General features: G+C 28.3%; 29 protein-coding genes and 1 tRNA gene. 11 read left to right on the top strand and 19 right to left on the bottom strand.

The genetic code is table 11. The annotated features are described in order from the left end of the window. Position 1: 1 nt before the first annotated feature. Both ACTTBL_RS03525 and ACTTBL_RS03520 read right to left on the bottom strand, forming a co-directional pair. The gene (locus ACTTBL_RS03525; RefSeq protein ID WP_440643642.1) at positions 2–580 is read right to left on the bottom strand and encodes a thioredoxin domain-containing protein; all 579 of its coding nucleotides are present in this window, start codon (positions 578–580) and stop codon (positions 2–4) included. Next, the gene (locus ACTTBL_RS03520; RefSeq protein ID WP_440643641.1) at positions 577–1,065 is read right to left on the bottom strand and encodes a DUF721 domain-containing protein; all 489 of its coding nucleotides are present in this window, start codon (positions 1,063–1,065) and stop codon (positions 577–579) included. Before ACTTBL_RS03520 ends, ACTTBL_RS03525 begins: the two co-directional genes overlap by 4 nt. Here ACTTBL_RS03520 and ACTTBL_RS03515 point away from each other — a divergent pair, their 5' ends adjacent. Both ACTTBL_RS03515 and ACTTBL_RS03510 read left to right on the top strand, forming a co-directional pair. Next, on the top strand, positions 1,066–2,052 hold the full coding sequence (locus tag ACTTBL_RS03515) for an A/G-specific adenine glycosylase (protein ID WP_440643640.1): 987 nt from the start codon (positions 1,066–1,068) through the stop codon (positions 2,050–2,052). Further along, positions 2,049–3,191, top strand: a complete 1,143-nt coding sequence (locus ACTTBL_RS03510; RefSeq protein ID WP_440643639.1) for an FAD-dependent monooxygenase — start codon at positions 2,049–2,051, stop codon at positions 3,189–3,191. Before ACTTBL_RS03515 ends, ACTTBL_RS03510 begins: the two co-directional genes overlap by 4 nt. On the opposite strand, the gene ACTTBL_RS03505 is transcribed toward ACTTBL_RS03510, so the two are convergent. From ACTTBL_RS03505 to ACTTBL_RS03495, 3 genes are all read right to left on the bottom strand, one after another. Further along, positions 3,188–4,258, bottom strand: a complete 1,071-nt coding sequence (locus ACTTBL_RS03505; RefSeq protein WP_440643638.1) for a site-specific DNA-methyltransferase — start codon at positions 4,256–4,258, stop codon at positions 3,188–3,190. The two genes, ACTTBL_RS03510 and ACTTBL_RS03505, sit on opposite strands and share 4 nt — an antisense overlap. A 104-nt stretch (positions 4,259–4,362) precedes the next feature. Further along, entirely contained in the window at positions 4,363–4,923 is a 561-nt protein-coding gene (locus tag ACTTBL_RS03500) for a ribonuclease HII (protein WP_440643637.1), read from the bottom strand. Beyond that, on the bottom strand, positions 4,923–5,642 hold the full coding sequence (locus ACTTBL_RS03495; RefSeq protein ID WP_440643636.1) for a uracil-DNA glycosylase: 720 nt from the start codon (positions 5,640–5,642) through the stop codon (positions 4,923–4,925). Before ACTTBL_RS03495 ends, ACTTBL_RS03500 begins: the two co-directional genes overlap by 1 nt. A gap of 11 nt (positions 5,643–5,653) precedes the next feature. Between ACTTBL_RS03495 and ACTTBL_RS03490 the strand changes: the two genes are divergently transcribed. The 4 genes from ACTTBL_RS03490 (at position 5,654) to ACTTBL_RS03475 (ending at position 9,570) form a co-directional block, all read left to right on the top strand. Further along, positions 5,654–7,339 carry a tetratricopeptide repeat protein gene (locus ACTTBL_RS03490; RefSeq protein WP_440643635.1) on the top strand — a complete coding sequence of 562 codons (1,686 nt, stop codon included), beginning with the start codon at positions 5,654–5,656 and terminating at the stop codon, positions 7,337–7,339. Then, positions 7,340–8,185, top strand: coding sequence for a GHMP family kinase ATP-binding protein (locus tag ACTTBL_RS03485; protein WP_440643634.1), 846 nt, complete (start codon positions 7,340–7,342; stop codon positions 8,183–8,185). 33 nt (positions 8,186–8,218) lie between these two features. Continuing rightward, a tRNA-Gln gene (locus ACTTBL_RS03480) sits at positions 8,219–8,292 on the top strand. A 3-nt stretch (positions 8,293–8,295) separates the two neighbouring features. After that, complete coding sequence (locus ACTTBL_RS03475; protein WP_440643633.1) at positions 8,296–9,570, top strand: CCA tRNA nucleotidyltransferase; 1,275 nt, start codon at positions 8,296–8,298, stop codon at positions 9,568–9,570. Here ACTTBL_RS03475 and greA read toward each other — a convergent pair. The 3 genes from greA to ACTTBL_RS03460 are packed head-to-tail and all read right to left on the bottom strand — an operon-like array spanning position 9,567 to position 11,350. Further along, positions 9,567–10,043, bottom strand: a complete 477-nt coding sequence (gene greA / locus ACTTBL_RS03470) for a transcription elongation factor GreA (RefSeq protein WP_440643632.1) — start codon at positions 10,041–10,043, stop codon at positions 9,567–9,569. The genes ACTTBL_RS03475 and greA overlap by 4 nt on opposite strands. Positions 10,044–10,047: 4 nt before the next feature. Then, complete coding sequence (gene hemF / locus ACTTBL_RS03465; RefSeq protein WP_440643631.1) at positions 10,048–10,875, bottom strand: oxygen-dependent coproporphyrinogen oxidase; 828 nt, start codon at positions 10,873–10,875, stop codon at positions 10,048–10,050. Between the two features lies 1 nt (position 10,876). After that, positions 10,877–11,350: a tRNA (cytidine(34)-2'-O)-methyltransferase gene (locus ACTTBL_RS03460; protein ID WP_145596991.1), complete on the bottom strand. Its 474-nt coding sequence runs from the start codon at positions 11,348–11,350 to the stop codon at positions 10,877–10,879. A gap of 93 nt (positions 11,351–11,443) precedes the next feature. On the opposite strand from ACTTBL_RS03460, the gene petA reads away from it, so the two are divergent. The 3 genes from petA to ACTTBL_RS03445 are packed head-to-tail and all read left to right on the top strand — an operon-like array spanning position 11,444 to position 14,007. Then, positions 11,444–11,953 carry a ubiquinol-cytochrome c reductase iron-sulfur subunit gene (gene petA / locus ACTTBL_RS03455; protein ID WP_440643630.1) on the top strand — a complete coding sequence of 170 codons (510 nt, stop codon included), beginning with the start codon at positions 11,444–11,446 and terminating at the stop codon, positions 11,951–11,953. A gap of 11 nt (positions 11,954–11,964) precedes the next feature. Beyond that, positions 11,965–13,227 (top strand): cytochrome b, encoded by a 1,263-nt coding sequence (locus ACTTBL_RS03450; RefSeq protein WP_072090789.1) that lies wholly within the window; start codon positions 11,965–11,967, stop codon positions 13,225–13,227. Then, positions 13,228–14,007, top strand: a complete 780-nt coding sequence (locus tag ACTTBL_RS03445; RefSeq protein WP_440643629.1) for a cytochrome c1 — start codon at positions 13,228–13,230, stop codon at positions 14,005–14,007. On the opposite strand, the gene ychF is transcribed toward ACTTBL_RS03445, so the two are convergent. From ychF to lgt, 7 genes are read right to left on the bottom strand one after another with little or no spacing between them, the layout of a single operon-like run. After that, entirely contained in the window at positions 13,984–15,057 is a 1,074-nt protein-coding gene (gene ychF / locus ACTTBL_RS03440) for a redox-regulated ATPase YchF (RefSeq protein ID WP_440643628.1), read from the bottom strand. The two genes, ACTTBL_RS03445 and ychF, sit on opposite strands and share 24 nt — an antisense overlap. Continuing rightward, positions 15,057–15,617: an aminoacyl-tRNA hydrolase gene (gene pth, locus ACTTBL_RS03435; RefSeq protein ID WP_440643627.1), complete on the bottom strand. Its 561-nt coding sequence runs from the start codon at positions 15,615–15,617 to the stop codon at positions 15,057–15,059. Before pth ends, ychF begins: the two co-directional genes overlap by 1 nt. Before the next feature lie 41 nt (positions 15,618–15,658). Beyond that, complete coding sequence (locus tag ACTTBL_RS03430) at positions 15,659–16,372, bottom strand: 50S ribosomal protein L25/general stress protein Ctc (protein ID WP_440643626.1); 714 nt, start codon at positions 16,370–16,372, stop codon at positions 15,659–15,661. A gap of 45 nt (positions 16,373–16,417) precedes the next feature. Next, entirely contained in the window at positions 16,418–17,350 is a 933-nt protein-coding gene (locus tag ACTTBL_RS03425; RefSeq protein WP_440643625.1) for a ribose-phosphate pyrophosphokinase, read from the bottom strand. A gap of 8 nt (positions 17,351–17,358) precedes the next feature. Continuing rightward, the gene (gene pgeF / locus ACTTBL_RS03420) at positions 17,359–18,117 is read right to left on the bottom strand and encodes a peptidoglycan editing factor PgeF (RefSeq protein WP_440643624.1); all 759 of its coding nucleotides are present in this window, start codon (positions 18,115–18,117) and stop codon (positions 17,359–17,361) included. Next, positions 18,114–19,154 (bottom strand): SAM-dependent methyltransferase, encoded by a 1,041-nt coding sequence (locus ACTTBL_RS03415; protein WP_440643623.1) that lies wholly within the window; start codon positions 19,152–19,154, stop codon positions 18,114–18,116. Before ACTTBL_RS03415 ends, pgeF begins: the two co-directional genes overlap by 4 nt. After that, positions 19,144–19,923: a prolipoprotein diacylglyceryl transferase gene (lgt, locus tag ACTTBL_RS03410; RefSeq protein ID WP_440643622.1), complete on the bottom strand. Its 780-nt coding sequence runs from the start codon at positions 19,921–19,923 to the stop codon at positions 19,144–19,146. The genes ACTTBL_RS03415 and lgt overlap by 11 nt, the downstream gene beginning before the upstream one ends. A gap of 32 nt (positions 19,924–19,955) precedes the next feature. On the opposite strand from lgt, the gene ACTTBL_RS03405 reads away from it, so the two are divergent. After that, positions 19,956–20,207 (top strand): hypothetical protein, encoded by a 252-nt coding sequence (locus ACTTBL_RS03405; protein WP_075504721.1) that lies wholly within the window; start codon positions 19,956–19,958, stop codon positions 20,205–20,207. On the opposite strand, the gene ACTTBL_RS03400 is transcribed toward ACTTBL_RS03405, so the two are convergent. The 3 genes from ACTTBL_RS03400 to ACTTBL_RS03390 are packed head-to-tail and all read right to left on the bottom strand — an operon-like array spanning position 20,185 to position 22,592. Next, positions 20,185–21,504: an ATP-binding protein gene (locus tag ACTTBL_RS03400; protein ID WP_440643621.1), complete on the bottom strand. Its 1,320-nt coding sequence runs from the start codon at positions 21,502–21,504 to the stop codon at positions 20,185–20,187. The two genes, ACTTBL_RS03405 and ACTTBL_RS03400, sit on opposite strands and share 23 nt — an antisense overlap. Next, positions 21,485–22,162, bottom strand: a complete 678-nt coding sequence (locus ACTTBL_RS03395; protein ID WP_075504719.1) for a response regulator — start codon at positions 22,160–22,162, stop codon at positions 21,485–21,487. Before ACTTBL_RS03395 ends, ACTTBL_RS03400 begins: the two co-directional genes overlap by 20 nt. Beyond that, complete coding sequence (locus ACTTBL_RS03390) at positions 22,155–22,592, bottom strand: MarR family winged helix-turn-helix transcriptional regulator (RefSeq protein WP_023854811.1); 438 nt, start codon at positions 22,590–22,592, stop codon at positions 22,155–22,157. The genes ACTTBL_RS03395 and ACTTBL_RS03390 overlap by 8 nt, the downstream gene beginning before the upstream one ends. Positions 22,593–22,665: 73 nt before the next feature. Here ACTTBL_RS03390 and ACTTBL_RS03385 point away from each other — a divergent pair, with 73 nt between their 5' ends. Next, entirely contained in the window at positions 22,666–23,547 is an 882-nt protein-coding gene (locus ACTTBL_RS03385) for a branched-chain amino acid aminotransferase (protein ID WP_440643620.1), read from the top strand. Here the strand turns inward: ACTTBL_RS03385 and pgsA are convergent. Continuing rightward, entirely contained in the window at positions 23,544–24,128 is a 585-nt protein-coding gene (pgsA, locus tag ACTTBL_RS03380; RefSeq protein ID WP_440643619.1) for a CDP-diacylglycerol--glycerol-3-phosphate 3-phosphatidyltransferase, read from the bottom strand. The two genes, ACTTBL_RS03385 and pgsA, sit on opposite strands and share 4 nt — an antisense overlap.

Below are 24,128 nucleotides of genomic sequence, written 5' to 3'. Positions count from 1 at the left end.
CTTATATCAGTTTTTCTAGAGCTTTTTTTAAATTTTTATAATTTAGAGTTTTTTCAAATTTTTCGTTGTTAATAATAATCGTAGGAGTTGCGTTCACTTTGAAGTTCTTTGCTCCATCGATTCGATCGTTTAATACAAAATCTTCAATTTCTTTATTATTTATACAAGTATCAAAATCAATACTAAATCCTTCATTTTTCAAAAATTTTTGTAGATTTTTATTTGCCTCCTGGATTGAACTTCCCTTTACCCATTTTTGTTGATTAGCATATAAACTTTCAAGGATATCTGAATTTCCATCATTCTTACACTGAGAAACTTTAGATGCATTAAAAGCCGCTATGTCTAATGGAAAATGTCTAAATTCTATTTTAGCGAGTCCAGTATCAAGATACTCCTCCTTTAATTGAGGATAAACATTTTTATGAAAATTTGCACAATGACTACAAGTCAATGATTCAAAAGCTATAATAGTTATTTTTGCATCTTTGTTCCCAACAGTTATTCTTTTAATTTCCTCAGCTTGTACATTTAAGACTGTAGTAAAAAATATTAATATTAAAAATATAATTTTTTTCATTTCTCTCTAAAAACCCTGGTTAATTCTGTTAATGATTTTTTAATCTTTTCGTTTTTAACACCTTTAATCTTATCTTGATATTTACTAATTGCCACATTTTTAACTTTTGTTTCACTCGAGCCCGTCATTTCATGTTCATCATCAAAACTTATAAATTTAAGCTTTTCAACAACGGAATAGCCAAAAAAGTTATTCATTTTATTTAAAATATCTTTCTTCGAATATTCTACGTCAACTTCATGTCCTCGCTTAACCATAACTACTAAGGTACTAACACCAAATTTATTTGAGTTTTTAAATGTTTTTGGATAGCAAATTTTAAATAATTCACTTCCAACTAAATATTTCCAATTACTCAGTGTTTCTGAATATACATGACCTTTTTTATTAATTATTTTTTTGACATTTTTTGGCAAAGTGTCTTTGAAAGATCTTAATCCTTGAATGCTAGCGTTTCTCTGCTTAGTATTATTTTTAGATTGCATATGAAAGATCCAACAATAACAAATAATATTCTTAATTGGTATGATTTAAATAAAAGATCTTTACCTTGGAGAAAGAATGTTTCTCAAACAAAAAAGCAATACTACACTTTGGTAAGTGAATTTATGTTGCAGCAAACCCAGGTTGCAACAGTAATACCTTACTTTAACAGATTTATAAAAAATATTCCTACAATTGAAAAATTATCTAAATATGATGATAGAAAATTAGTTAAACTTTGGGAGGGTCTTGGATACTATTCAAGAGTAAGAAATTTAAAAAAAACAGCTCAAATCGTTGTTAAAAATTTTAATAAAAAAATACCTAGAAATTTTATAGATTTAAAGTCTCTTCCAGGAATTGGAGATTATACAGCAAGTGCAATTTCTGCAATTGCATTCAATGAACCAATAATTCCTCTAGATGGTAATATTGAAAGAGTATTAAAGAGATACTTATTTTTAAAAAAACAAGATCAAATTAAAAAAGAAAATTTAAATGAGAAGAAAAAAATTTTTGGAACATCAATCAAAAGGTCTAGTGATTATGCTCAAGCTTTAATGGAATTAGGAGCACTAATTTGTAAACCTGTTAGTCCTAATTGTAAGAACTGTCCATTAGTAAAAAAATGCAAATCATTTAAAAATAAAAATTTTGATTTAGTAAAATTTAAAAAAAAAGATAAGGAAACTTTTTACAAGCTAAATGTTTATAAAAAAAATAATCATTATTTATTAATCAAAAATAATAAATTTAATTTTTTGAAAAATTTTAATATCTTCCCGATGGAGGAAGTAAATAATCCTAAAAACTTTGATAAAGATTTGAATTTTAAAATGTCTAACATGAGCATGAATATTAAAATTGAATTTAAAAATAAATATAATTTAAATAAAAATAATTTTTGGATTGATCCAACAAAGCTTCAAAATTATACACTGCCAACATTTACAAAAAAGATAGTAAAATTTTTAGAAAGTCATAAATGAAAAAAATAGCAATAATTGGTGCTGGAATTTCTGGTTTGTATATTGCCAATTTATTTAAAGATCATAAGGATTATCAGGTTACGATATATGAAAAAAGGAATTCAATAGAAATGGAGGAAGGTTATGGAATTCAGTTGTCAGTAAATAGTGTAAAACTTTTAAATAAAATAGGTTTCGCTTCTCTTACTGAAGAAGAAAAATTTAATCCAAAAAAAATCGATTTTTATGAAATTAAAAATTCAAAAAAAATTTGTGACTTAGATATTTCAAAATTTAATTCTGAAGATTATAAATACACAACACTGAAAAGATCAAAACTACTTCAATTTTTAAAAGAACAAATAAACGAGGATATAATTAAATATAATCACAGTATTGAACAGGTTGATTATGATAAAGATTCAATAAAATTAATATTTGATAAAAATAAAATTAGTTGCGATTACTTAATTATTTCAGACGGTGTGTTTTCTAAGGGGAAGTTATTAATTTCAAACAATAAATCAAAACCAATTTACAATGATACGATTGCTATTAGGGGCAGTATATCGAGAGAAAATCTACAAAATATAAATGAAGAAAATATTTCTTTGTTTTTAGGACCAAATTTTCATTATGTTGTTTATCCAATTAATAATGATAAAAATTTAAATTTTATTGGCATATTAAAACATAAATTAAATTCAAATGAGCAAGAGAATTACAATCTTTTTACTGAGAGTTCTTTTATAAAAAAAATTAAATTTAAATTATCTAAAAAAGTTTCTCAAAGTTTTTTGGAAAGTCTTCAAAATATTAAATTATTTCCAATATTTGTAAGTAAAAATTTATATAATCCTCCAAAAAATATATTTCTTGTAGGAGATGCATTTTTTGCTTTTTCACCTTCATTTGCTCAGGGAGCTTCCCAATCAATTGAGGGTGCTAATGAATTATATGAATGCTTAATTAATAATAATAATTTTTATGATATCAGATTAAAGAGAGTAAAAATGATTAACAGTAGATCTAATTTCAATCAATTTGCATTCCATATATCAAATCCAATTATGATCATATTTAGAAATATTTTTTTAAAAATTTTAACTAAAAATAAAAAATTTTTAGAAAGTTATTTGGGTAAAATTTATAAAAGTTAATTTTTAGAAATTAATCTTTGTCTTAGATAATCAATAGGATAAGTTCGTCCATTTATATCACAATGCCAAAAAGTCCATCCATTGCAACTTTCAGCCCCTAAAATAGTAGCCGCAACTTTGTGTATAGAACCCTCTGCTTGATTATGTTTTATACTACCATCGGCCATAATTCTGGCTGTTATTTTTTTCTTATTATCAAAAATATTAGTTCCAGGTTTAATTATTCCAAGCTCAACTAATGAACCAAAAGGAATTCTTGGTTTTGATCTATTATTTTTTAGCGTATCTAATAAGTCGTCCTCAATAGGCTTTGTAACTTTTATTCGTTGCTCAGCAGCTTTAAAATAATTTTTTTCCTTTTCTATTCCAAAATAATTTCTTCCTAGTTTTTTTGCTACTGTAGCCGTTGTTCCTGATCCTAAAAAAGGATCAAGTATAAGGTCATTTTTATTAGATGTAGCTAGTAAAATTCTATGTAATAGTGCTTCTGGTTTTTGTGTGGAGTGAATTTTTTTTCCATCCTTTTTAAGTCTTTCAGAACCATTGCATATTGGAAGATCCCAATTAGATCTCATTTGCAAATCATCATTTAAGCATTTTAAAGATTGATAATTGAATGTGTATTTTGATTTTTCACTTTTAGAAGCCCATATTAAAGTTTCATGAGCGTTAGTAAAACGTGTTCCTCTAAAGTTTGGCATTGGGTTGTTTTTATTCCAAATTACATCGTTTAAAATCCAGAAACCTAAATTTTGAATTGCCGTGCCAACTCTAAAAATATTGTGGTAGCTTCCTATAACCCAAATTGCTCCATCTTTTTTTAAAATTCTTTTACATTCACTAAGCCATTCATAAGTGAAATCATCATATTTTTTAAAATTTTCAAATTGATCCCACTTATCATTTACCGCACTAACCTTTGATCTATCTGGTCGAGTTAATTCACTTTTTAATTGTAAGTTGTAAGGAGGATCAGCAAAAATTAAATCAAAAGTTTCACGTGGAATTTTTTTTAATTCTTCGAGACTATCTCCATTAATTATTTTATTTTTGAAATCAGTTTTCATTTCTAAAAATTAATTAGACTCCAAATGGATTCTTCGGTCAACCTGAGATTGAAAAATTTGGACTCGATTAGTGTTTCTAAATTAGGAGGTAACTAGATGTAGTGTTAATTTATTTTAGATATAGGTGAAAAAGTTTTTCTATGATGTTTAGTAATACCCAACTTTTTCAAAGCTTTTAAGTGCTGTTTTGTTCCGTACCCAAAGTTTTTATCCCAATCATAGCCTTTATTTTTTTTTGATAAAGTGGTTATAAACTTATCTCTTGATACTTTTGCAATTATAGAAGCTGCTGAAATAGAGGGGACTTTTTTATCTCCTTTAATAACTGATTTTAAATTATAATTTTTTAACTCTGGAGTTTTGTTTCCATCTATCAGAACGTGTGTTGGTTTTCTCTTAAGTTTTTTGATGGCTCTTTTCATAGCCAGTAAACTTGCTTGAAGTATATTCAGCTTTTCTATTTCTTTGACAGAAGCTCTGCCTATGGACCAAGTAGAATTTTTTTTTATATATGTACATAGATGCTCTCTCTCTTTTTTACTTAATGATTTTGAATCTTTTAATAACTTTTGATTAATTGATTTTTTTAAAATTACTGCTGATGCATACACAGGTCCAATTAAACTTCCTCTACCAACTTCATCAACCCCTGCAATTATCTTCATCAAATTTTTAACTTCAGGTCTTTAATCTTGTCTCTAATTTTCTTTAAATCTTCCCATGAGTATTTTTTATTTTCTGGAAAACGGACGAGATAAGATGGATTAAAAGTTATCATTAAAGGGAATGTTTTGTTTTTTAATATCACTTCCTTCCAATGTCCTCTTTCAGCAGTGATTTTTTCGCTTATTCCTGTTATAGCCTCCATTGCTGAACTACCCATTAAAACGATAATCTTTGGGTTTATAATTGATATATGCTCTTTCAAAAATACTGAGTACCTTTTAATCTCGGTTGAGGTTGGTTTTCTATCATCAGGTAGTCTAAAATTGATTGCATAACTTGTATAAATATTTTGCCTCTTAATATTGATGGCTATGAGCATTTTGTTAAGAAGTTCGCCAACTTCACCTCTAAATGGGACACCCAACTTTTCTTCTTCAGCCCCAGGAGCCTCTCCAATTAACATTAAAGGGCTATTTATATTTCCCTCACCTAAAATAATTTTGTTTGAATTTTCTTTCAATTTACAATTTTCAATTGAATTTATTTGATCTTTTAAATTTTTTAGTAATTCTTCTTTATTAGTTTGCAGAGTGCCATTTTTCGTTTCTAAAATGTTAAATCTATTTATTGGCTTATCAGCGAATATAAATTTTGGCTCAATAGTATTAATTAGTTCTTGGTTTAATTTGGTATTTTGATTTATCACTTTTTTAGTCATAGTATGGTTACATGTTCCTAAAATTTTTAAAATTAGTACTATTAATATTTATATCTTATCAGACACCCTTGTATTCTAAAAGTGCTACTTTTAATGATTTCAACTCAAGAGATTTGTCAAATTATTTTTCTGGAATTGTTGCATTTGAAAATCGAGATAATTCTGAAGCTTTAAAATTTTTTAACTTAACCAAGGTATTAATTAACAAACATGACAGTTATTTAAAAAGATATGTTAACTCTTTAGTTTTAGATAACAAAGTACCTCAAGCAATTAATGTATTAAATAACAATGCAAACAAATCTAATTCAGATTTTTATGATGCGTATATAATTTTAATAATTGACAGTTTAAAAAAAAATAACTTTAAAAAGGCTGACGAATATTTAACACAAAGTTTAAAATTTCAAGACGAAGATAGAATAAACCTAGTTATATTTGAAACTCTAAAACAGTATATTTATACATTTAAAAATAAAAAAATATTAGATAACAAAAAAAATTTTGGAAACTTGTCTCTTATAGCCGAGACATTTCAAAGATGTTATATTGAAGATAAAAGAACTTCGTCATTTTTTCTTAATTTAATAAATAATCAACAAGGTGATTATTCAAGATACATTTTCTTTTATCTTAATCATTTAATTGATAACAATAAATTAAATGAAGCAAGATTAGTTGTTGAACAAATTGATTATATAAATTCAACACTTTTACTCTCACAAAGCAAAAGTTGGGTAGACAAAGAAAAATTCGATGATTTTGGAAAAATTTTTTCATGCAAAGATCACAATGATCTTGTAAGTGAGTTTTTATTTTTAATCTCTAATCTTTATTCTTCTCAGGATAATTTTGAGAAATCAAATTTTTACTTAAATTTGTCAAACTATTTGAATCCCAAGTTTGAATTTAATTTGTCATTGGTTGCAGAAAATTTTTATCTCAATGATGAATTTGATAAAGTAAAAAGGATCTTAAAAAACTTTAAAAAAGAAGATGAATTTTATTATTGGTTTAGATTAAAAAAAGAAGCTCAAATAATAATTCAACAGCAGGATTATGAAAATGGAATTAAATACATAGACTCAAAATTTAATAAAATTGAAAATCCAAATATAAAAATGATTTTTGATTTAGCCAATTTTTATAAAAATTCTAAAAATTATGAAAAGGCAATAGATCGTTATACAGAAATTATTTTAACACTGGATGACAATTCACTTATCAAATCAGATGTATTGTATCGTAGAGGTGGTAGTTATGAAAGAATGGGCAATTATGAAAGGTCAGATGAAGATTTATTGCATGCGCTTAAAATTGATCCTAGTGATGCATATATTTTAAATTACCTTGCTTACTCTTGGTTAGAGCGTGATTATAAAATTAATGAAGCAATGGATATGTTGAAAACAGCATATGATTTAAAAAGCAATGATCCATATATTATTGATTCAATTGGATGGGCTTATTTTTTAATAGAGGACTATGTAGAAGCAGAAAAGTATTTAAAAAGAGCTGTAGAATTAATGCCAGATGACCCAATTGTGAATGATCATTATGGAGACATTTTATGGAAATTAAATCGAAAAATTCAAGCAAGATATTTTTGGAACAACGTATTAACTTTTGATGACACCGAAGACGATATGAGAGAAAAAATCAATATTAAAGTAATAGAGGGTCTTAAAAATTCCTAAATGAAAATTAATAAAATTAAATCTAATGCAAAGTTAAATTTAGCACTAAATATCACTGGAAAAAAAAAGGTTTTACATAAAATTGAAAGTATAATTGGTTTCATAGATTTACATGATGTTATTTCCATAAATCAACATAATGGAAAAAAACACCACATTTCTTTTTATGGAAAGTTTTCTAAAAATATTGGAAAAAAAAATACTGTTCAAAGATTATTTCAGATACTAGATAAAGAAAATTTATTAAAAAATAAAAAATTCAAAGTTAAAATTAAAAAATTAATCCCTCAAGAAGCTGGGTTGGGTGGGGGATCGATGAACGCAGCAAGTGTGTTTAATTATCTGGTTAAAAAAAAAATTATTAATCCTAATCATCAAAAAACTCGAAGTATCTGTGACTGGGTTGGTTCTGATGTTATTCTGGGAACCATTTCATCCAGCTGTGTGTTGTCATCAAGTGGTAGAATAAAAAAGATTTATAATACTCCAAAATATTATTCTACTTTAGTAAAACCTGATTTTGGGTGCTCAACTAAAAAAATATACTCAGCTGTTCGAAAGTATACAAAATCAAAATATAACAAACCTAAAAAAAACATGTTTGGAGTAAAATATTTGATTGATCAACAAAATGCCCTTGAAACAATAGCACTCAAAAAATATCCAAAACTTAAAAAAATAAAGTTGTTCTTAGAAAGTATAAATAGTCCATTATTTGTAAGAATGACTGGTTCAGGATCAACAATTGTTGCCTATTACAATTCATTAAAGAGTTGTAAATTGGCAAGAGCTAAATTTAAAAGAAAATATAAAAATTATTGGTGTGTTACAGCAAAAACTATATGAATTTTATATTTTTATGTTATAGGAAGCTAGTATTGGGGCGTAGCCAAGCGGTAAGGCACGGGTTTTTGGTACCTGCATCCTAGGTTCGAATCCTAGCGCCCCAGCCATTTATGAAAAATTTTTTAGATAAATTTTTTTCCAGATCAAAAAATCTTGATTATATCAGTCAAAATTTAAAACAAATTACTTTAACAACACCAGCAAATAAAATTTTTGAGGCAATTAATAATTTTTCAGAGAAAAGTGAAATCAGATATGTGGGTGGGTGTGTAAGAAAAGTTATAAAAAAAGAAAATGTTGATGATATTGACCTAGCAACAAATTTAACTCCCCTGGAAGTTTGTGAGGCTCTTAAAAACAAACATATAAGTTATTACGAAACAGGAATTGAACACGGAACTATAACAGCAATAATTGATGAATATAAATATGAAATTACTTCTTTAAGGAAAGACGTCTCAACTGATGGAAGGCATGCTGAAGTAGAATTCTCTTTAGATTGGAAGGAAGATGCCTCTAGAAGGGATTTTACTATCAATTCAATTTATGCAGATGGTGATGGTAATTTATTTGATCCATTTAACGGTAAAAAAGATTTGGAGGATGGTTATATTAATTTTATTGGCAATGCGGAAAAAAGAATTCAGGAGGATTATTTGCGTATTTTAAGGTATTTAAGATTTTATTTAAACTACGCAAATCATGAGCACCAGCCAGAAATAATAAAAAATATAAAAAAAAATATTGATGGAATTTCAAATATATCATCTGAAAGGTTAATCGATGAGCTAAAAAAAATAACTAGTTCAAATGGATTTTTAAAACTTTTCAAAGATAAAGAAAGTTTAGAACTCATAGAAATAATTTTCCCTCAATTAAAGAATATTAAAAATTTTAAAAAACAAAATTCTTATGCTGCAGAGAATTTTTTAAAAATTGACTTTATATTCTTAATTGCGCTTTTAGTGATTGATGGGACTGATAATGCTGATTATTTTCTTTATAAATTTAAAATATCTAACAAAGATAAGAAAAGATTAAAATTAATAGATCTTTTTTATAGAGAAAAAGTAACTTTAAACAACTTTACAGAGAAAAACTTGAATAAATTTTTTTATTTTAATGGGCGACAGGCTGTATTGGATATAATTAATTTTAAAATATTTATCTCAAACAAAGTAGAGAAAAAACTAATCAAACTATTAGATACTTATAAAGAGAAAGTAATTCCAACTTTGCCAATAGGGGCCGATCTATTAATATCTAAATTTCAAATTCCTGAGGGTAAAACTTTAGGTAATAAATTAAAAAAGATAGAAGAAACTTGGGTTCAAAACGGATTTCAAATTTCAGATAAGCAGGTTCAACAAATAGTTAAAAGTTAAATATATTTAACGTCTTTAATTTCAAAATTTTTTACACCAGAGGGTGTATTTATTTCAACTAAATCACTTTTATTTTTTCCAATCAAACCTTTGCCAATTGGTGATTGAAAGAAAATTAGTTTTTGTTTTAAATCTGCTTCATCTCTTCCAACAATTTTATAATTAATTTTTTCACCAGTATCTAAATCTTCTAAATAAACTGTAGATCCAAAAATTACTTTTCCTTCATTGTTTAGTTTTGTAACGTCAATAACATTTGCTCTTGCAATAATATCGTTAATTTCTGCAATTCTTCCCTCGTTATGAGATTGTTCTTCTTTAGCTGCATGATATTCAGCATTTTCTTTAAGGTCTCCATGGGATCTCGCTTCAGCAATTGCAGCTACTATCTCAGGTCTTTTTTTTTCTTTTAAAAAAACCAATTCTTCTTTTAGTTTATTTAATCCGTTTAATGTTATTGGCTCTTTATCCATTTTCTTATTTCCATTTTGCAATCGGGGGTAATGACATCAAAATTCCTTCAACATTACCACCAGTTTGTAGCCCAAATTTCGTTCCTCTATCATAGAGCAAATTAAATTCTGCGTATCGACCCCTTTTAATATACTGAAACTCTTTATCTTTTAAAGTCCATTTTCTTTTTAATTTTTTTTTAATTATTTCATTAAATAGCATTTGAAATGTAACACCAACATCTCTGACAAATTTAAAGTCATTTTCAAAATTATCATTTTTATAGTCAAAAAATATACCACCTATACCTCTGGCTTCTTTTCTGTGAGGTAGATAAAAATATTCATCACACCACTTTTTATATTTTTTATAATAATTTTTATTATGTCTATCGCACATTGCCTTTAATATTTTATGAAAGTTTTTCTTCTCTCTTTCATCTTTTATTGCTGGGGTTACATCCATACCTCCACCAAACCAATTCTTTGTTGTACAAATAAATCTGGTATTAAAATGCATTGCAGGAATATGGGGATTTTGCATGTGCATAACTATTGATATTCCTGATGCCCAAAATCTAGGATCTTTACTTGCGCCTGGTATATTCTTTTGAAATTGTTTAGGAAATTTTCCATAAACTTTTGAAAAATTTACTCCTACTTTTTCAAAAATTTTTCCATTTTTAAGAATTCTATATTCACCACCACCCTCATCTTTTTTACTGCTTCTATTCCAAGAAGTTGATTGAAAATTTAATTTGTTTTTTTCAATTTTTAAAATGTCGTCACATATTGCATTTTGTAATAGCTTAAACCAATTACTCGCTAAGTCTTTTTTAATTGAAATATCCATTTTATATTAATTCAATTTGACGCAAACTTTCCGCCAAAACAATGGCAACAGACGATGAAATATTAAGAGATCTTACTTGATTATTCATGGGTATTTTTAAACGATTTTTAATAATCTTGTGAACCTTTTCGGGTACCCCAGCACTTTCTCTTCCAAACAAAATAGTATCATCAGGCTTAAATTTAAATTTAGTATAATTTATTGAACCCTTAGTTGTCATCAATACGATTCTCTGTTTTTTCTTTGCTTCAAAAAATTTTTCCGAACTTTGATAAAACTCTATTTGACTATAGTCCATATAGTCCATAACCACTCTTTTAAAACGTTTGTCTGATAATAGAAAGCCACATGGTTCAATTATTTCTAATTTAGCACCCAAACAAGCACAGGTTCTTATGATTGCAGCAGTATTCTGAGGTATATCAGGCTCATACAAAGCTATTTTGGGTCCTAAAATTGTTGAATTCTGTGTCATTCTTTCAGTAGTAAAATAATTATTTTATATTATATGAATTCGTATATTAACTATTTTAAATCAAAAAGAGATAATAATAAAAGCTACTAAAAAGTGTCTGAAAAAAAAACAAAAAGAAGAGATTTTTTATTTACAGCTACCACAGCGGTAGGAGCTGTTGGTGCTGCTGCAGTGGTGTGGCCAATGATAGATCAAATGAATCCAGATGCTTCTGTTAAAGCATTAGCTAGCACAGAAGTTGATGTAAGTGCATTAACACCAGGAAACACACTAACTGTTTTGTGGAGAGGTAAACCAGTCTTTATAAGAAGAAGAACCCAAGAAGAAATTGATGAAGCAAGAAAAGTGAGGATGGAGGATTTAATTCATCCAGAGAAAGATGAGGATAGAGCTAAAAATCCAGAGTGGCTTGTAATGTTAGGGGTTTGCACACATTTAGGATGTGTACCTTTAAATGACAAAGGCGATTACAATGGATGGTTCTGCCCATGTCATGGATCCCACTATGATACATCTGGAAGAATAAGAAAAGGGCCAGCTCCATTAAATATGGAAATACCTAAATACGAATTCGTTAACGCTAATACAATTAAGATTGGATAAACTAAACACTAATGAGTGATCACGACTACAGACCAAAATCAAAAGTAGGACAATGGTTTAATGATCGATTACCACTTTTAACTCTTGCAAATCATTTAACAGATTATCCGACTCCTAAAAATTTAAACTATTGGTGGACATTTGGGGGAATTTTAACTTTTTGCTTAATTACTCAAATCATCACGGGATTAACTCTAGCAATGCATTACATCGCTCACGCCGATATGGCTTTTGAAAGTGTTGAGCACATCATGCGTGATGTTAACTATGGTTGGTTAATTAGATATATTCATGCAAATGGTGCATCTATGTTTTTCTTAGCAGTATACATTCATATTTTTAGATCATTGTTTTACGGTTCTTACAAAGCACCAAGAGAAATAATTTGGATAATTGGAATAATTATTTACTTACTAATGATGGCAGCTGCGTTCATGGGATATGTATTGCCTTGGGGACAAATGAGCTTCTGGGGAGCAACTGTAATTACAAATTTATTTAGCGCCATTCCTTTTGTTGGAGAGGGTATTGTTACCTGGTTATGGGGCGGATACTCAGTAGACAATCCAACTTTAACAAGATTTTTTACATTGCATTATCTTATTCCATTTTTAATTTTAGGATTAGTTGTTTTACATATCTGGGCTTTGCATGTTCCTGGAAATAATAATCCAGTTGGGATAGACATCAAAAAACCTTCAAAAGACACTGTGCCTTTTCATCCTTACATCGTAATCAAAGATGGTTTCGCTTTATTAATGTTTATGATTGTTTTTGCATTTTTTGTTTTTTATTCACCAAATATACTAGGTCATGCTGATAATTATATTGAGGCAAATCCAATGGTAACACCTGCACATATTGTACCTGAATGGTATCTATTGCCTTTCTATGCAATTTTAAGATCTGTACCAGATAAATTGTTAGGTGTTGTGGCAATGTTATCTGCAATATTAATTTTAGCTGTCTTACCTTGGTTAGATACTTCGAAAATTAGATCTGCAGTATTCAGACCTTTGTATAAACAGTTTTACTGGATACTAGTTGCTGATGTTCTAATTCTTGGTTATGTAGGCGCAATGCCAGCTGAAGGACTTTATTTGTTAATTGCAAGAGTTGCTACGGCATATTACTTTTTACATTTTTTAGTTATTCTTCCTGTTTTAGGATTTAAAGAAAAAACTTTACCGGTACCTTTGAGTATAACGGAACCAGTTCTTGGTGGTTCGCCCAATTTAGCAACAGCGAGGAAAAAAGAAAGTAAGATAGAATAAGTGAAAAAATTACTTAAAATATTTTCAGTATTATTATTAATTTGTACGTCAAATACCTTCTCTTTTGCTGCTGAAAAAGTTGATTACTTAAAAACAGATTGGAGTTTTAAAGGGCTTTTTGGAAAATTTGATAGAGCTTCTCTTCAACGAGGATATCAAGTTTACACAGAAGTTTGTGCCTCATGTCACTCAATGAAATACTTAAGTTACAGAAATTTAGCTGAAAAAGGTGGACCAGAATTTCCAGAAGATCAAGCCAAGGCTATTGCAGCTTCATTTGAGGTAATGGATGGACCTAATGCAGACGGTGAAATGTTTGCTAGACCAGGTAAATTATCTGACAAATTTGTAATGCCGTATGACAATGTAAAAGCTGCTCAAGCCGCAAATGGTGGTGCATACCCTCCAGACATGTCTGTTTTGGTTAAAGCTAGAGGTGGTGGTGTTGATTACATATATTCTTTATTACAAGGCTATGAAGAAGCTCCTAGTGGAATGACTTTGGATGATGGTGTTCATTATAATAAGTATATGTATGGAAATAAAATAAGAATGGCTGCTCCACTTTCAGATGGATTAGTCGAGTACAGTGATGGAACTACTGCTACTGTTGAACAAATGTCAAAAGATGTAACAACATTTTTAATGTGGGCTGCTGAACCTCATCTAGAAGCTAGACATCAGATGGGCTTTAAAGCAATTATATACTTAATTATTTTGACAATTCTTGTTTACTTCAGCATGAAAAAGATATGGTCACGTGTTGAATCTGAAGTTTAGTACGTCTCCATCTTTCACAATATAATCTTTACCTTCTAATCTCATTTTTCCATTAGCTTTAGAATTTACCCATCCATCATTAGCAACAAAATCTTCATAAGATATAGTTTCAGCTCTAATGAAACCTTTTTCAAAATCTGTATGAATTTCTCCTGCAGCCTTAGGAGCAGTACAGTTTTTTTGTATTGTCCAAGCCCGTGTTTCTTCAGGTCCAGAAGTAAAATACGTATCAAGTTCTAATATTTTATAGCCCTTTTGAATTAACATACTCAGACCTGTGCCTTTTAAACCAATCATATCCATATAATTTTTTTTTTCATCTTCTGCTAATTCATTTATTTGGTTTTCTATGTCTGCAGAAACAATTAGAGTGTTATCTTTCCCAAATTTTTCGATAAAGTTTTTAGTATACTTATTTCCATCCTGAACGCTTTGCTCATCTACATTGCAAACAAAAATCTTTGGTTTTATTGATAAAAGACCACTTTGATTAAGTTGTTTTGTGTCAAATTGAGAATTTAATATTGATATATCTTTATCATTATTAATGCAGTCTAATGCAATCTCTAAAATCTTAAGCTGATCTTCGTCAACGTTTTTCTTATTATTTTTTTCAAGTCTTTTTTGTATAGATTCTAGGTCAGCTAACATCATTTCAGTTTCAATGATCTCAAGATCTCTTATAGGGTCAACATCAGGATTAACATTTTGAATATCGTCCGAGTCAAAGCATCTAATCATATGAATAACTGCATCAACTTCTCTTATATGGGACAAAAATTTATTGCCCAATCCTTCACCTTTAGATGCACCTTTCACAAGACCAGCTATATCTACAAATGAAATAGTTGTATTTATTGTTTTTTTTGATTTTGAAACTTCTGATAATTTGTTCAACCTTTTATCTGGAACAGGGACTACTCCCACATTAGGATCTATCGTGCAAAATGGAAAATTTGCAGCCTGGGCTTTACTTGAGTTTGTTAAAGCATTGAAGAGTGTAGATTTACCCACATTAGGTAAACCAACAATTCCACATTTAAAACTCATTATTTATTATTTACTGTGCTAGAGAATAAATCTAATTTTTTGTCGATAAGTATTGAAATAGAATCTGTGATGTTATTTGTAATTTTTTCCAATCCAAGCATTTCATCCTCATCAAAATTTTGAAGAACAAAATCACTAACTTCCATTTTATCTTTTGGTTTACCAATTCCTATTCGCACTCTTGAATAATCTTTACCAATAAATTTGTCTATTGATGCAATTCCGTTATGTCCTGCATCAGAGCCACCAAATTTTGCTTTTATTTTTCCAAATTCTACATCTAGATCGTCATGAAAAACGATAACATCCTCAGCATCTATTTTGAAATATTCAATTAATTCTCTAATACAAATTCCAGAATTATTCATAAATGTTAAAGGTTTAATTGCATAAACTTTTTGTTCTCCCACATTACCAGTTGTAAGAAGTCCTTTGAATTTTGGTTTTTGTTTTGAAAGTCCAAATTTTTTATTTATTGCATCTATAATCTTGAAACCAATATTGTGTCTATTGTTTTCACTGTCTGGGGTTGGATTGCCTAATCCTACAAGTAGTAGCATAAAATATTAATATTGGAGGATAAAATTCAATTTTAATTAACTTATTTTTTTTCTTCAGCAGGTTTTTTATCTTCACCTTCTTTTTTATCACCTTCAGCTGCTGGCTTATCTCCGCCTTCAGCTGCTGCCGCTTCTGCTCCTTCAGCACCTTCTCCCTCAGCCGCCTCAGCTTCTGCAGGTTTTTCAGGTTCTTTCATAACAGTCGGAGCTGCTAGAGTTGCAATTACGAAATCTCTTCCTTGAATTGTAGGAGTAACGTCACTGTCAAGATTTATAGAAGAGATTTTAAAACTCTCTCCAATATCAACTCCATCAAGATCTATCACAAGATTTTCAGGAATTTTTTCGCTTGGGCATTTTAGCTCAACTTTTCTTCGTACAATGTTTAAAACACCACCTCTTTTCAAACCAGGAGATTTTTCATGATTTAAAAATTTTACCGGAACTTCAATTCTAACTTTTATACCCGAAACTATTCTTAGAAAGTCTACATGAATTGGTTCATCTGAAATAATGTCATATTTTATTTCTCTTGGTAGAACTTTTTGAGGCTTACCATCAACATTTAAAGTTATGATACTTGATAAAAAGTTTTCTTTTTCAATTAGTGACTTAAGTATTTTTTTAGATATTGAAATTTTCTCGTTTTGAGCCTCTCCACCATAAATTATAGCAGGCACATTACCATTATCTCTTAATGAATTTAATTCACCTTTAGTTTTGGTATTTCTGATGTTGGCGTCTAATGAATTCATAAAAACAAGGGTTTTTAGCTCAAGTTACTTAATAACTCAAGGTATTTATTTGAATAAATCTGATACTGAGGTTGAATTAGATATTCTTTTAATTGCTTCTCCCATAAGCCCTGAAATTGACAGAACCTCAATGTTTTTAACACCTTTAGTTCTATTCATGTTATCGATTGTATCAGTTATTACTAAATTCTTAATTACTGAATTTTTAATTTTTTTTACGGCTTCACCGCTGAGTACACCATGAGTTATATAGACATAAACTTCTTTAGCCCCTCTATCTTTAAGAGCTTTGGCTGCATTTACTATTGTTCCACCTGAATCGATTATATCATCTACAATTATACAAGTTTTACCTTTTACATCCCCTATGACATTCATCACTTGAGATTGACCTGGTTTTGGTCGTCTTTTATCTACAATTGCTAATCCAACATTTAAGAGCTTACCTAGTGCTCTTGCTCGCTCAGTTCCACCCACATCTGGAGCAACGCAAATAAGGTTTTTACTTTTTATTCTTTTTTTTGCATGTCTTGCAAAAATAGGTGTTGCAAATAAGTTGTCTACTGGAATATCAAAGAAACCTTGAATTTGACCTGCATGTAAATCAACAGTAACTACTCTGTCAGCACCCGCTTTTGTAATTAAGTTTGATACTAATTTTGCAGAAATTGAAGTTCTAGGCACTACCTTTCTGTCTTGTCTAGCATATCCAAAATATGGAATTACAGCAGTAATATTTTTTGCAGAAGATCTTTTTAGTGCATCAATACACAACAAAAGCTCCATCAAATTATCATTAGCAGGCGAAGATACAGATTGAATAATAAAAATACTGTTTCCTCTGATATTCTCATTTATTTCAACATAAATTTCACCATCAGAAAAATTTCTAATACTAGAGTTTACTAATTTAGATTTTAGATATTTAGCAATATTCTTGCTTAATGGTTTGTTGCTATTTCCGGATAATAATTTCATTAAAAAACCTAATAAAGCATAATTATTGAAATATTTCTACCATAATCATCATGCTTTAGCCTTAACGCTCTTCTTGCACTAAAAAAATTATTATTAATATCAAATGTATCAATATTTAAAGATTCAATATTTTTTATTTTATTCTTCAAAAGACATGATTTTACATATTTAGGTAAATCAAAATAAAGCTTTTTGTACTTAATTTTAAAAAATTTATTATTATTTTTGTCCTTTTTTATAAATTTTCTTTTAAAATCTTGTTTGACTTCATAATTTTTAGCCGAGATAGCAGGTCCGATAGCTGCAGTAATATTTTTAGGATTAGATCCTTTTCTGATCATAAATTTGATTACTTTGCTTATTATATCTTTGAATGCACCTTTCCACCCTGCATGAATTGCAGCAACTAATTTTGTTCCTTCATCACAGATTAAAATCGGCACACAATCAGCGGTTAAAACACCAATTGGTATGTTTTTTTGGTTTGTGATTACTGCGTCTGCTTTTGGTTTTGATCTAAATTTATTTTTTTTATTAATATAAACAAACTTATTACTATGTATTTGATGAAGTAAAAAAATATTTTTAGCGGTACTTTTTATTTTTTTTTTTACTATTTGTAAATTTTTTTTAACATCTAAGGGATTATCTTTAGAACCAGGACCACAGTTTAAACTTTTATAAATTTTTTTCGATTTACCACCAGTTTTATTAAAAAAACCATGTTTAATTATTTTAATTTTTGAGAGTTTTTTTGATTTTATCAATTTTGAAAACCTGTTTTAAAATTATTTCTCTTATTTTTTAAAAGCATGACTTTGAACAATTCACCCATTTGTTTTTCATCTATTAAACGTCTTACTCGATAAAATAAATCTGCTTTTTTAGAAAATGCTATATTTTTGCTGATTATTTCTGCTCTTTGAAGAATACCCATATTTGTTAAAAACTTTTTTTGATTTGTAAAAATTGAATTAACTTCTTTAAACTGATTTATAAATTTTTCAAAGGAACGAAAGTTTATATTGTAAGTAATATCAGAGTCTCCAATATTTTCTAAAATGTTAGAATATTTGTGATTATTAACTGCCTGAAGAGTTTCATGCATTTTGCTATCTGCATAACCATAATCAATAATCAACATTCCTCCATCATTTTTTTGTATTAAGTCACAAATTGTTTTTAAATATTTAAATGAGTCTGGCGAATATTCTATAATGTTCTGATTTTTTGATATTTCAAAATTTAGATGTTTCTCAATTTGTTTTATATCAATTTTTTCATCTTTAAACTCAGCTTTTTTTGGATCATTCAAATTTACGAATCTTTCAAACCAACCATCTTTTTTTTTAAAAAATTGTTTGATTGGTATTGCATCAAAGAATTCATTAGCTAAAAAAATTGTTGGGTTTGAGTTTATTTTTTTAATGTCTTTTAGCCACGAAAATTTTTTAGAATTTAAATTATTTTTTTGTTCATCTACTAAAAAATCACTTTTTTCATGAATTACAAAACTGCAGGCATTGTAACACTCGGGAAAATTTATAAGTGTCTCATCTATGACTTTCATCATTTCACCATTTCCAGCCCCTAGTTCTAGCAAATTAAATTTTTTTGGAGAGCCTATACTTTTCCAAAAAGTAATTGTCCAAATTGCAATTATTTCTGAAAATAATCTTGTGATATTAGGAGCAGTAATAAAGTCTCCATCCTCACCAAAAGGATTTTTTTTCATATAAAAACCTTTATCCTTATCGTAAAGAGCTAAATTTATAAATTGATCTAATGGTAAATTATTTGTCATAGTGAGTTTCATATTTTAAATAAAATAAGATTATCCCTGATATTATAAATATTAAACTTACTACTTGTCCCGTTGTTAAGTTTAAAAATATATAACCAAGTTGTTCATCTGGTGCTCTATAAAATTCAACAATAAATCTAAAGATTGAGTAAATTATTAAAAATAATCCTGAAATTACACCAGGTTTATTTGAAAATTTTTTTTTAAAATAAATTAATAATAAAAATAAAAATAATCCTTCTAATAGTGCTTCATATAATTGCGAGGGATGCCTAGGAAGATTGTCTACTTGAACAAATGTTACTGCCCAGGGTACATTAGTTATAGTTCCATACAGTTCTGAATTTATAAAGTTTGCTATTCGTCCAAAAAATAATCCGACTGGAGCTACTAAAGCGACAATATCTAAATATAAGAATGGGTTTTGATTATTTTTTTTAGCGAAAAATATAGATGCGAAAATAACTCCAATTAAACCACCATGGAAGGACATTCCTCCCTGCCAAATTTTAAATATATCTGATGGATTATTTATATAAAAACTTAAATTATAAATAATAATATATCCAAGTCTTCCTCCTAAAATTATACCTATAATTAAATAAGTTAAATAATCATCAAATTTATTTTTAACTTCTATGTCTTGGATAAATAATTTTTTTGCGAGAATCCAGCCTAATATAATTCCAAATATATAAGCTAAAGAATACCACCTGATTTCTAAAGAAAATATTTCTAAGGCTACTGGGTCAAAATTATTAATGAACATTTTTAATAATACTTATAAAGTATATCTTAAATATGAAAAATTCTAAATTTATAATTGATAAGTTTGCTAAATTAATAGAGCAGGGACTAGTATCTTCAAAAGACTTAACTACTGAATTATTTAATATCTTAAAATCTAAAAGAGATGAGTTTGTTTTTAAAATGAAACTTACAAGTAAAGATGAATTTGAAGTACTCTCAAAACGTGTTGAGAATCTTGAAAATAAAATAAATAAACTTGAGAAAAAAAAAAGTAAAAAAGTTAAACAGGCAAGAAAACCTTAACCCTTAAACCATTCATTTTTGATTTTTCCAACATTATATTTCCTCCATGAGATTTGATAATGTCTGATGAAATTGATAAACCAAGACCAACACTTGATTTTGAGTCTGCTCGACCTTTATCTATTTTATAGAAAGGTTTAAATACATTTTCATACTCATTTTTTGGTATTCCAGGACCATCATCATCAATAATAATGAATAAGTTAGTATTTTTTTTACTTAAGCTAATTTCAACTTTATTTGCATATTTCAGTGAATTATCAATTAGATTATTTAGACATCTATTAATTAAATTTTTCCTGCCATTAAAGTAAATTCTTGGTGTTAAGTTTTGTGAAATGTTTTCATTATTATATTTTTCAATAACTTCTGAAATTAATTCAGATAGATTAAACATTTCATCTTTTTCAACATGTGATGAGCTGGTAAATTGTAAATATTCATTTAACATTTTCTCCATTTCATTGATGTCTTCAGTCAATTTATTAACAGTTTCTTTATCTTTTATGAAAGCTAATTGTAGTTTCATCCTTGTTAAAGGTGTTCTTAAATCATGACTTATTCCAGATAACATTTCTGTTCTTTGATTTATGTGTCTCTCAATTCTCTTTCTCATTTTATCAAATTCATGTCCTGCTTGTCTTATTTCAAGGGCTCCAGAAGGTTTGAACTCTTCAATATTTTCTCCTTTACCAAACCTTTCAGCCGCACGAGCTAGGTTAGTGATTGGTCTAGTTTGATTTTTTAAAAATATTAGAGAAATGATCACCATTATAATTGCAGGTACTGTGATCCAAAGTGCAAATATTCTTGCTGAAGAACTTGCAACCCTATCTTTAGGCACTAAAAATTTAAAATAACCATCTTCGTATTTAATTCTTAAATCAATTAATTCTTTATAACTTGTTGTATCAAACCAGTATTCATTTAATCCAAATTTAGATTTTAGTTCTCTTCTTAAAGTTCTATCTATAGGACTAAACCATCTTTCAGTATCTGTATTTTGTAATTTTTCGTTATTGGTAAACTCAATATTTAAATCTAAAAATATGGAAAAAAGATCTAGCAACTCTTGTTTATTTTCTTGCTCGCTTTCATAGCCTTCAATAAATGTACTAATTTCATTTACCAAGGTTCTTGTCATACCTTTATTTGTTTTGATCCAAAGGCTATCAAAAAACACAATTGTTATTACTAGTTGCAAAACCAAAACTGGAATAGCAACTATAAGAAGTGCTCTATAAAATAATCTTTTTGGTAATATCTTTTTTAAGTAATTACTCAATCCAGAGAACATATCCTGCACCTCTTATTGTTTGCAAAAATTTTGGATTTTTTGGATCAATTTCAATTTTTTTTCTAAGCCGAGTAATAATAACATCTATTGATCTCTCTTTATCTAAATTGATTAATTGACCAATATCTTCCCTAGAAAATGTTTTGCCCGGGTTATTAATCATTTTTTCTAAAATCGTTTTTTCCGTTGCATTAATCTTAAATTCTTTATCACTTTTAAATATTAAAAGTTTATTCAAATCAATTTTGACATTTGCAAATTCTATAACCCTTTTCTGATCTGTTTTGATAGTTTTATTTAATATGTTTTGTATTCTTAGAATTAATTCTTTCGGCTCAAATGGTTTCGGCAAATAATCATCAGCACCAATCTCTAACCCCTCAACTCTTTCACTTGCTTCACCTTTGGCAGTGAGAAGTATAACTGGTGTATCTAATTTTTTTTTATTTTCTTTTAAAAATTCAAGTCCACTTTTACCAGGCATCATGATATCCAAAACTATTAAATCAAACTTAATTATTTTTATTTTCTCTGATGCATTTTCTGCATTTTCAGCAGTAGTGACTAAAAATTTATTTTCATTTAAATACTTTTTTACAAGAGATCTAATTCCATCATCATCATCAACCACTAGTATATGTGCAATAAACTTATCCATTAATTATTTTACTTAGTACATTATCAAAATTAATAACTTCTTCAGAACTTGAATTTAATAAAGCATTATAAATTCTCTTTTTTTGTAAATTGAAAATTTCATTAAAAATTTTTTTACCTTTATCATTAAGAAAAACATGCTTTACTCTAGTATCTTGGTCATCTTTTTTAAAAATGACTATTTCGAGTTTAATCAAATCTTTGAGAACACGATTTAAGCTTTGTTTTGTGACTTTTAATCTCTTAAGCAGCTCAGAAATTGAGATCCCCTCATACATTGACAACAAATGAATTACTTTATGGTGTGCTAAACCAATTGAATATCTATCTAATATTTTTTTAGAGTCAGAAAAGGTTTCTCTATAGCTTACGAATAGTTTTTCAATTAGATCTTTAAGTTGGTCATCTTTTAAATATAAAAGTTCTTTCATAAAAGGTAAGTTATATTGACATATTAAAGATACAAAGATATTTTTCAGTTATAAATTAAAAAAATTTTCACACATGATACCTTACGACAAGCGATCTGGAAAAATATGGTACAACAACGAATTAGTTGATTGGGCTGATGTTAAACTACATGTTTTAAGCCATGGTATGCACTACGCTAGTTGTGTATTTGAGGGTGAGAGAGTTTATGATGGTTCAATTTTCAAATTAGAAGAGCACACAGCTAGATTTTTTCATTCTGCAAGAAGAATGGGTTTTGAAATTCCATATACTGAGGAAGAAATCAATAATGCATCTAATAAAATTATAGCAACTCAAAAAGTAGAAAATGGTTATGTAAGACCTGTTGCTTGGAGGGGTAGTGAGATGATGGCTATTTCTGCACAACAAACAAAAATACATGTTGCGATTGCAACATGGGAATGGGGATCATATTTTGATCCCAAACTAAAAGTAGAGGGAATAAGATTAAATATTTCAAATTGGAGAAGGCCAGCACCTAATACAATCCCATGGGATACAAAAGCATCAGGTCTTTATATGATTTGTACTCTCTCAAAACATGAGGCAGAAAAGCAAGGATATACAGATTCTCTAATGCTTGATCACGAAGGGAATATTGCTGAAGCAACTGGAGCAAATATTTTTTTCAAAGATAAAAATGGAGAAATTCACACTCCAATACCAGACTCTTTTTTAGATGGTATTACAAGAAGGACTGTAATTGGAATTGCAAAATCAAAAAATATAAAAGTACATGAAAGAAAAATTAGTCCAACCGAATTACCTAATTTTGTTGGATGTTTTTTAACTGGAACAGCAGCAGAGGTAACTCCAGTATCTTGTATTGCTGAAAATCAGTTTAAAGTTTGTGATACTATTATTGATTTAAATGAAAGTTATCAGGCATTAGTTAGGAAGAAAAAAGCAGCCTAGTCTTTACTGTCTTCAGACATAGCGTGATCAATACCTTTTCGCATATAATGATATGCAGTAAAAAGTGTTAAAGCAGCGGATAACCACAAAAGAATTATACCTATAGTTTGAGCATTATAATCTTGGAAATTAATTATTTTATTTCCAGTATCTCCAGACAATAAAAGAGCAATGGATACCATTTGTAATACTGTTTTAAGTTTAGCAAGGTTTGAAACAGGAAGTTTTATTTTTCCCTTTGCTAAAAATTCTCTTAAACCTGAAATTAAAATTTCTCTTGTAAGAATTATTATTGCTGCAACTACTTCATAATTTCTGATTGTTCCATCCATAACCAGAAGTATTAATGCTGTAGCAACAATGATTTTATCAGCTATAGGATCTAATAATTCACCCAGTTTTGATTCTACTCCAAACATTCTAGCCAACATACCATCCAAGAAGTCCGTAAATGATGCAATAATAAATAATATTAAAGCAGTAAGATCACCATAAAATCCTGGAAGATAAAAGGCTAAAACAAAAAAAGGAACAATTATTATTCGCCCTATAGTTAATATGTTTGGAATTTTTTTTAACAT

Source organism: Candidatus Pelagibacter sp. HIMB123 (genome assembly GCF_052048195.1).
Lineage (GTDB): Bacteria > Pseudomonadota > Alphaproteobacteria > Pelagibacterales > Pelagibacteraceae > Pelagibacter.
This window is presented reverse-complemented; position numbering and strand designations above follow the sequence as displayed.

Bases quoted from the DNA above. Each gene is read 5' to 3' on its own strand.
- ACTTBL_RS03525 (WP_440643642.1), bottom strand. From the start codon at position 580: ATGAAAAAAATTATATTTTTAATATTAATATTTTTTACTACAGTCTTA.
- ACTTBL_RS03520 (WP_440643641.1), bottom strand. From the start codon at position 1,065: ATGCAATCTAAAAATAATACTAAGCAGAGAAACGCTAGCATTCAAGGA.
- ACTTBL_RS03515 (WP_440643640.1), top strand. From the start codon at position 1,066: ATGAAAGATCCAACAATAACAAATAATATTCTTAATTGGTATGATTTA.
- ACTTBL_RS03510 (WP_440643639.1), top strand. From the start codon at position 2,049: ATGAAAAAAATAGCAATAATTGGTGCTGGAATTTCTGGTTTGTATATT.
- ACTTBL_RS03505 (WP_440643638.1), bottom strand. From the start codon at position 4,258: ATGAAAACTGATTTCAAAAATAAAATAATTAATGGAGATAGTCTCGAA.
- ACTTBL_RS03500 (WP_440643637.1), bottom strand. From the start codon at position 4,923: ATGAAGATAATTGCAGGGGTTGATGAAGTTGGTAGAGGAAGTTTAATT.
- ACTTBL_RS03495 (WP_440643636.1), bottom strand. From the start codon at position 5,642: ATGACTAAAAAAGTGATAAATCAAAATACCAAATTAAACCAAGAACTA.
- ACTTBL_RS03490 (WP_440643635.1), top strand. From the start codon at position 5,654: ATGTTCCTAAAATTTTTAAAATTAGTACTATTAATATTTATATCTTAT.
- ACTTBL_RS03485 (WP_440643634.1), top strand. From the start codon at position 7,340: ATGAAAATTAATAAAATTAAATCTAATGCAAAGTTAAATTTAGCACTA.
- ACTTBL_RS03475 (WP_440643633.1), top strand. From the start codon at position 8,296: ATGAAAAATTTTTTAGATAAATTTTTTTCCAGATCAAAAAATCTTGAT.
- greA (WP_440643632.1), bottom strand. From the start codon at position 10,043: ATGGATAAAGAGCCAATAACATTAAACGGATTAAATAAACTAAAAGAA.
- hemF (WP_440643631.1), bottom strand. From the start codon at position 10,875: ATGGATATTTCAATTAAAAAAGACTTAGCGAGTAATTGGTTTAAGCTA.
- ACTTBL_RS03460 (WP_145596991.1), bottom strand. From the start codon at position 11,350: ATGACACAGAATTCAACAATTTTAGGACCCAAAATAGCTTTGTATGAG.
- ACTTBL_RS03450 (WP_072090789.1), top strand. From the start codon at position 11,965: ATGAGTGATCACGACTACAGACCAAAATCAAAAGTAGGACAATGGTTT.
- ychF (WP_440643628.1), bottom strand. From the start codon at position 15,057: ATGAGTTTTAAATGTGGAATTGTTGGTTTACCTAATGTGGGTAAATCT.
- pth (WP_440643627.1), bottom strand. From the start codon at position 15,617: ATGCTACTACTTGTAGGATTAGGCAATCCAACCCCAGACAGTGAAAAC.
- ACTTBL_RS03430 (WP_440643626.1), bottom strand. From the start codon at position 16,372: ATGAATTCATTAGACGCCAACATCAGAAATACCAAAACTAAAGGTGAA.
- ACTTBL_RS03425 (WP_440643625.1), bottom strand. From the start codon at position 17,350: ATGAAATTATTATCCGGAAATAGCAACAAACCATTAAGCAAGAATATT.
- ACTTBL_RS03415 (WP_440643623.1), bottom strand. From the start codon at position 19,154: ATGACAAATAATTTACCATTAGATCAATTTATAAATTTAGCTCTTTAC.
- lgt (WP_440643622.1), bottom strand. From the start codon at position 19,923: ATGTTCATTAATAATTTTGACCCAGTAGCCTTAGAAATATTTTCTTTA.
- ACTTBL_RS03405 (WP_075504721.1), top strand. From the start codon at position 19,956: ATGAAAAATTCTAAATTTATAATTGATAAGTTTGCTAAATTAATAGAG.
- ACTTBL_RS03400 (WP_440643621.1), bottom strand. From the start codon at position 21,504: ATGTTCTCTGGATTGAGTAATTACTTAAAAAAGATATTACCAAAAAGA.
- ACTTBL_RS03395 (WP_075504719.1), bottom strand. From the start codon at position 22,162: ATGGATAAGTTTATTGCACATATACTAGTGGTTGATGATGATGATGGA.
- ACTTBL_RS03390 (WP_023854811.1), bottom strand. From the start codon at position 22,592: ATGAAAGAACTTTTATATTTAAAAGATGACCAACTTAAAGATCTAATT.
- ACTTBL_RS03385 (WP_440643620.1), top strand. From the start codon at position 22,666: ATGATACCTTACGACAAGCGATCTGGAAAAATATGGTACAACAACGAA.
- pgsA (WP_440643619.1), bottom strand. From the start codon at position 24,128: ATGTTAAAAAAAATTCCAAACATATTAACTATAGGGCGAATAATAATT.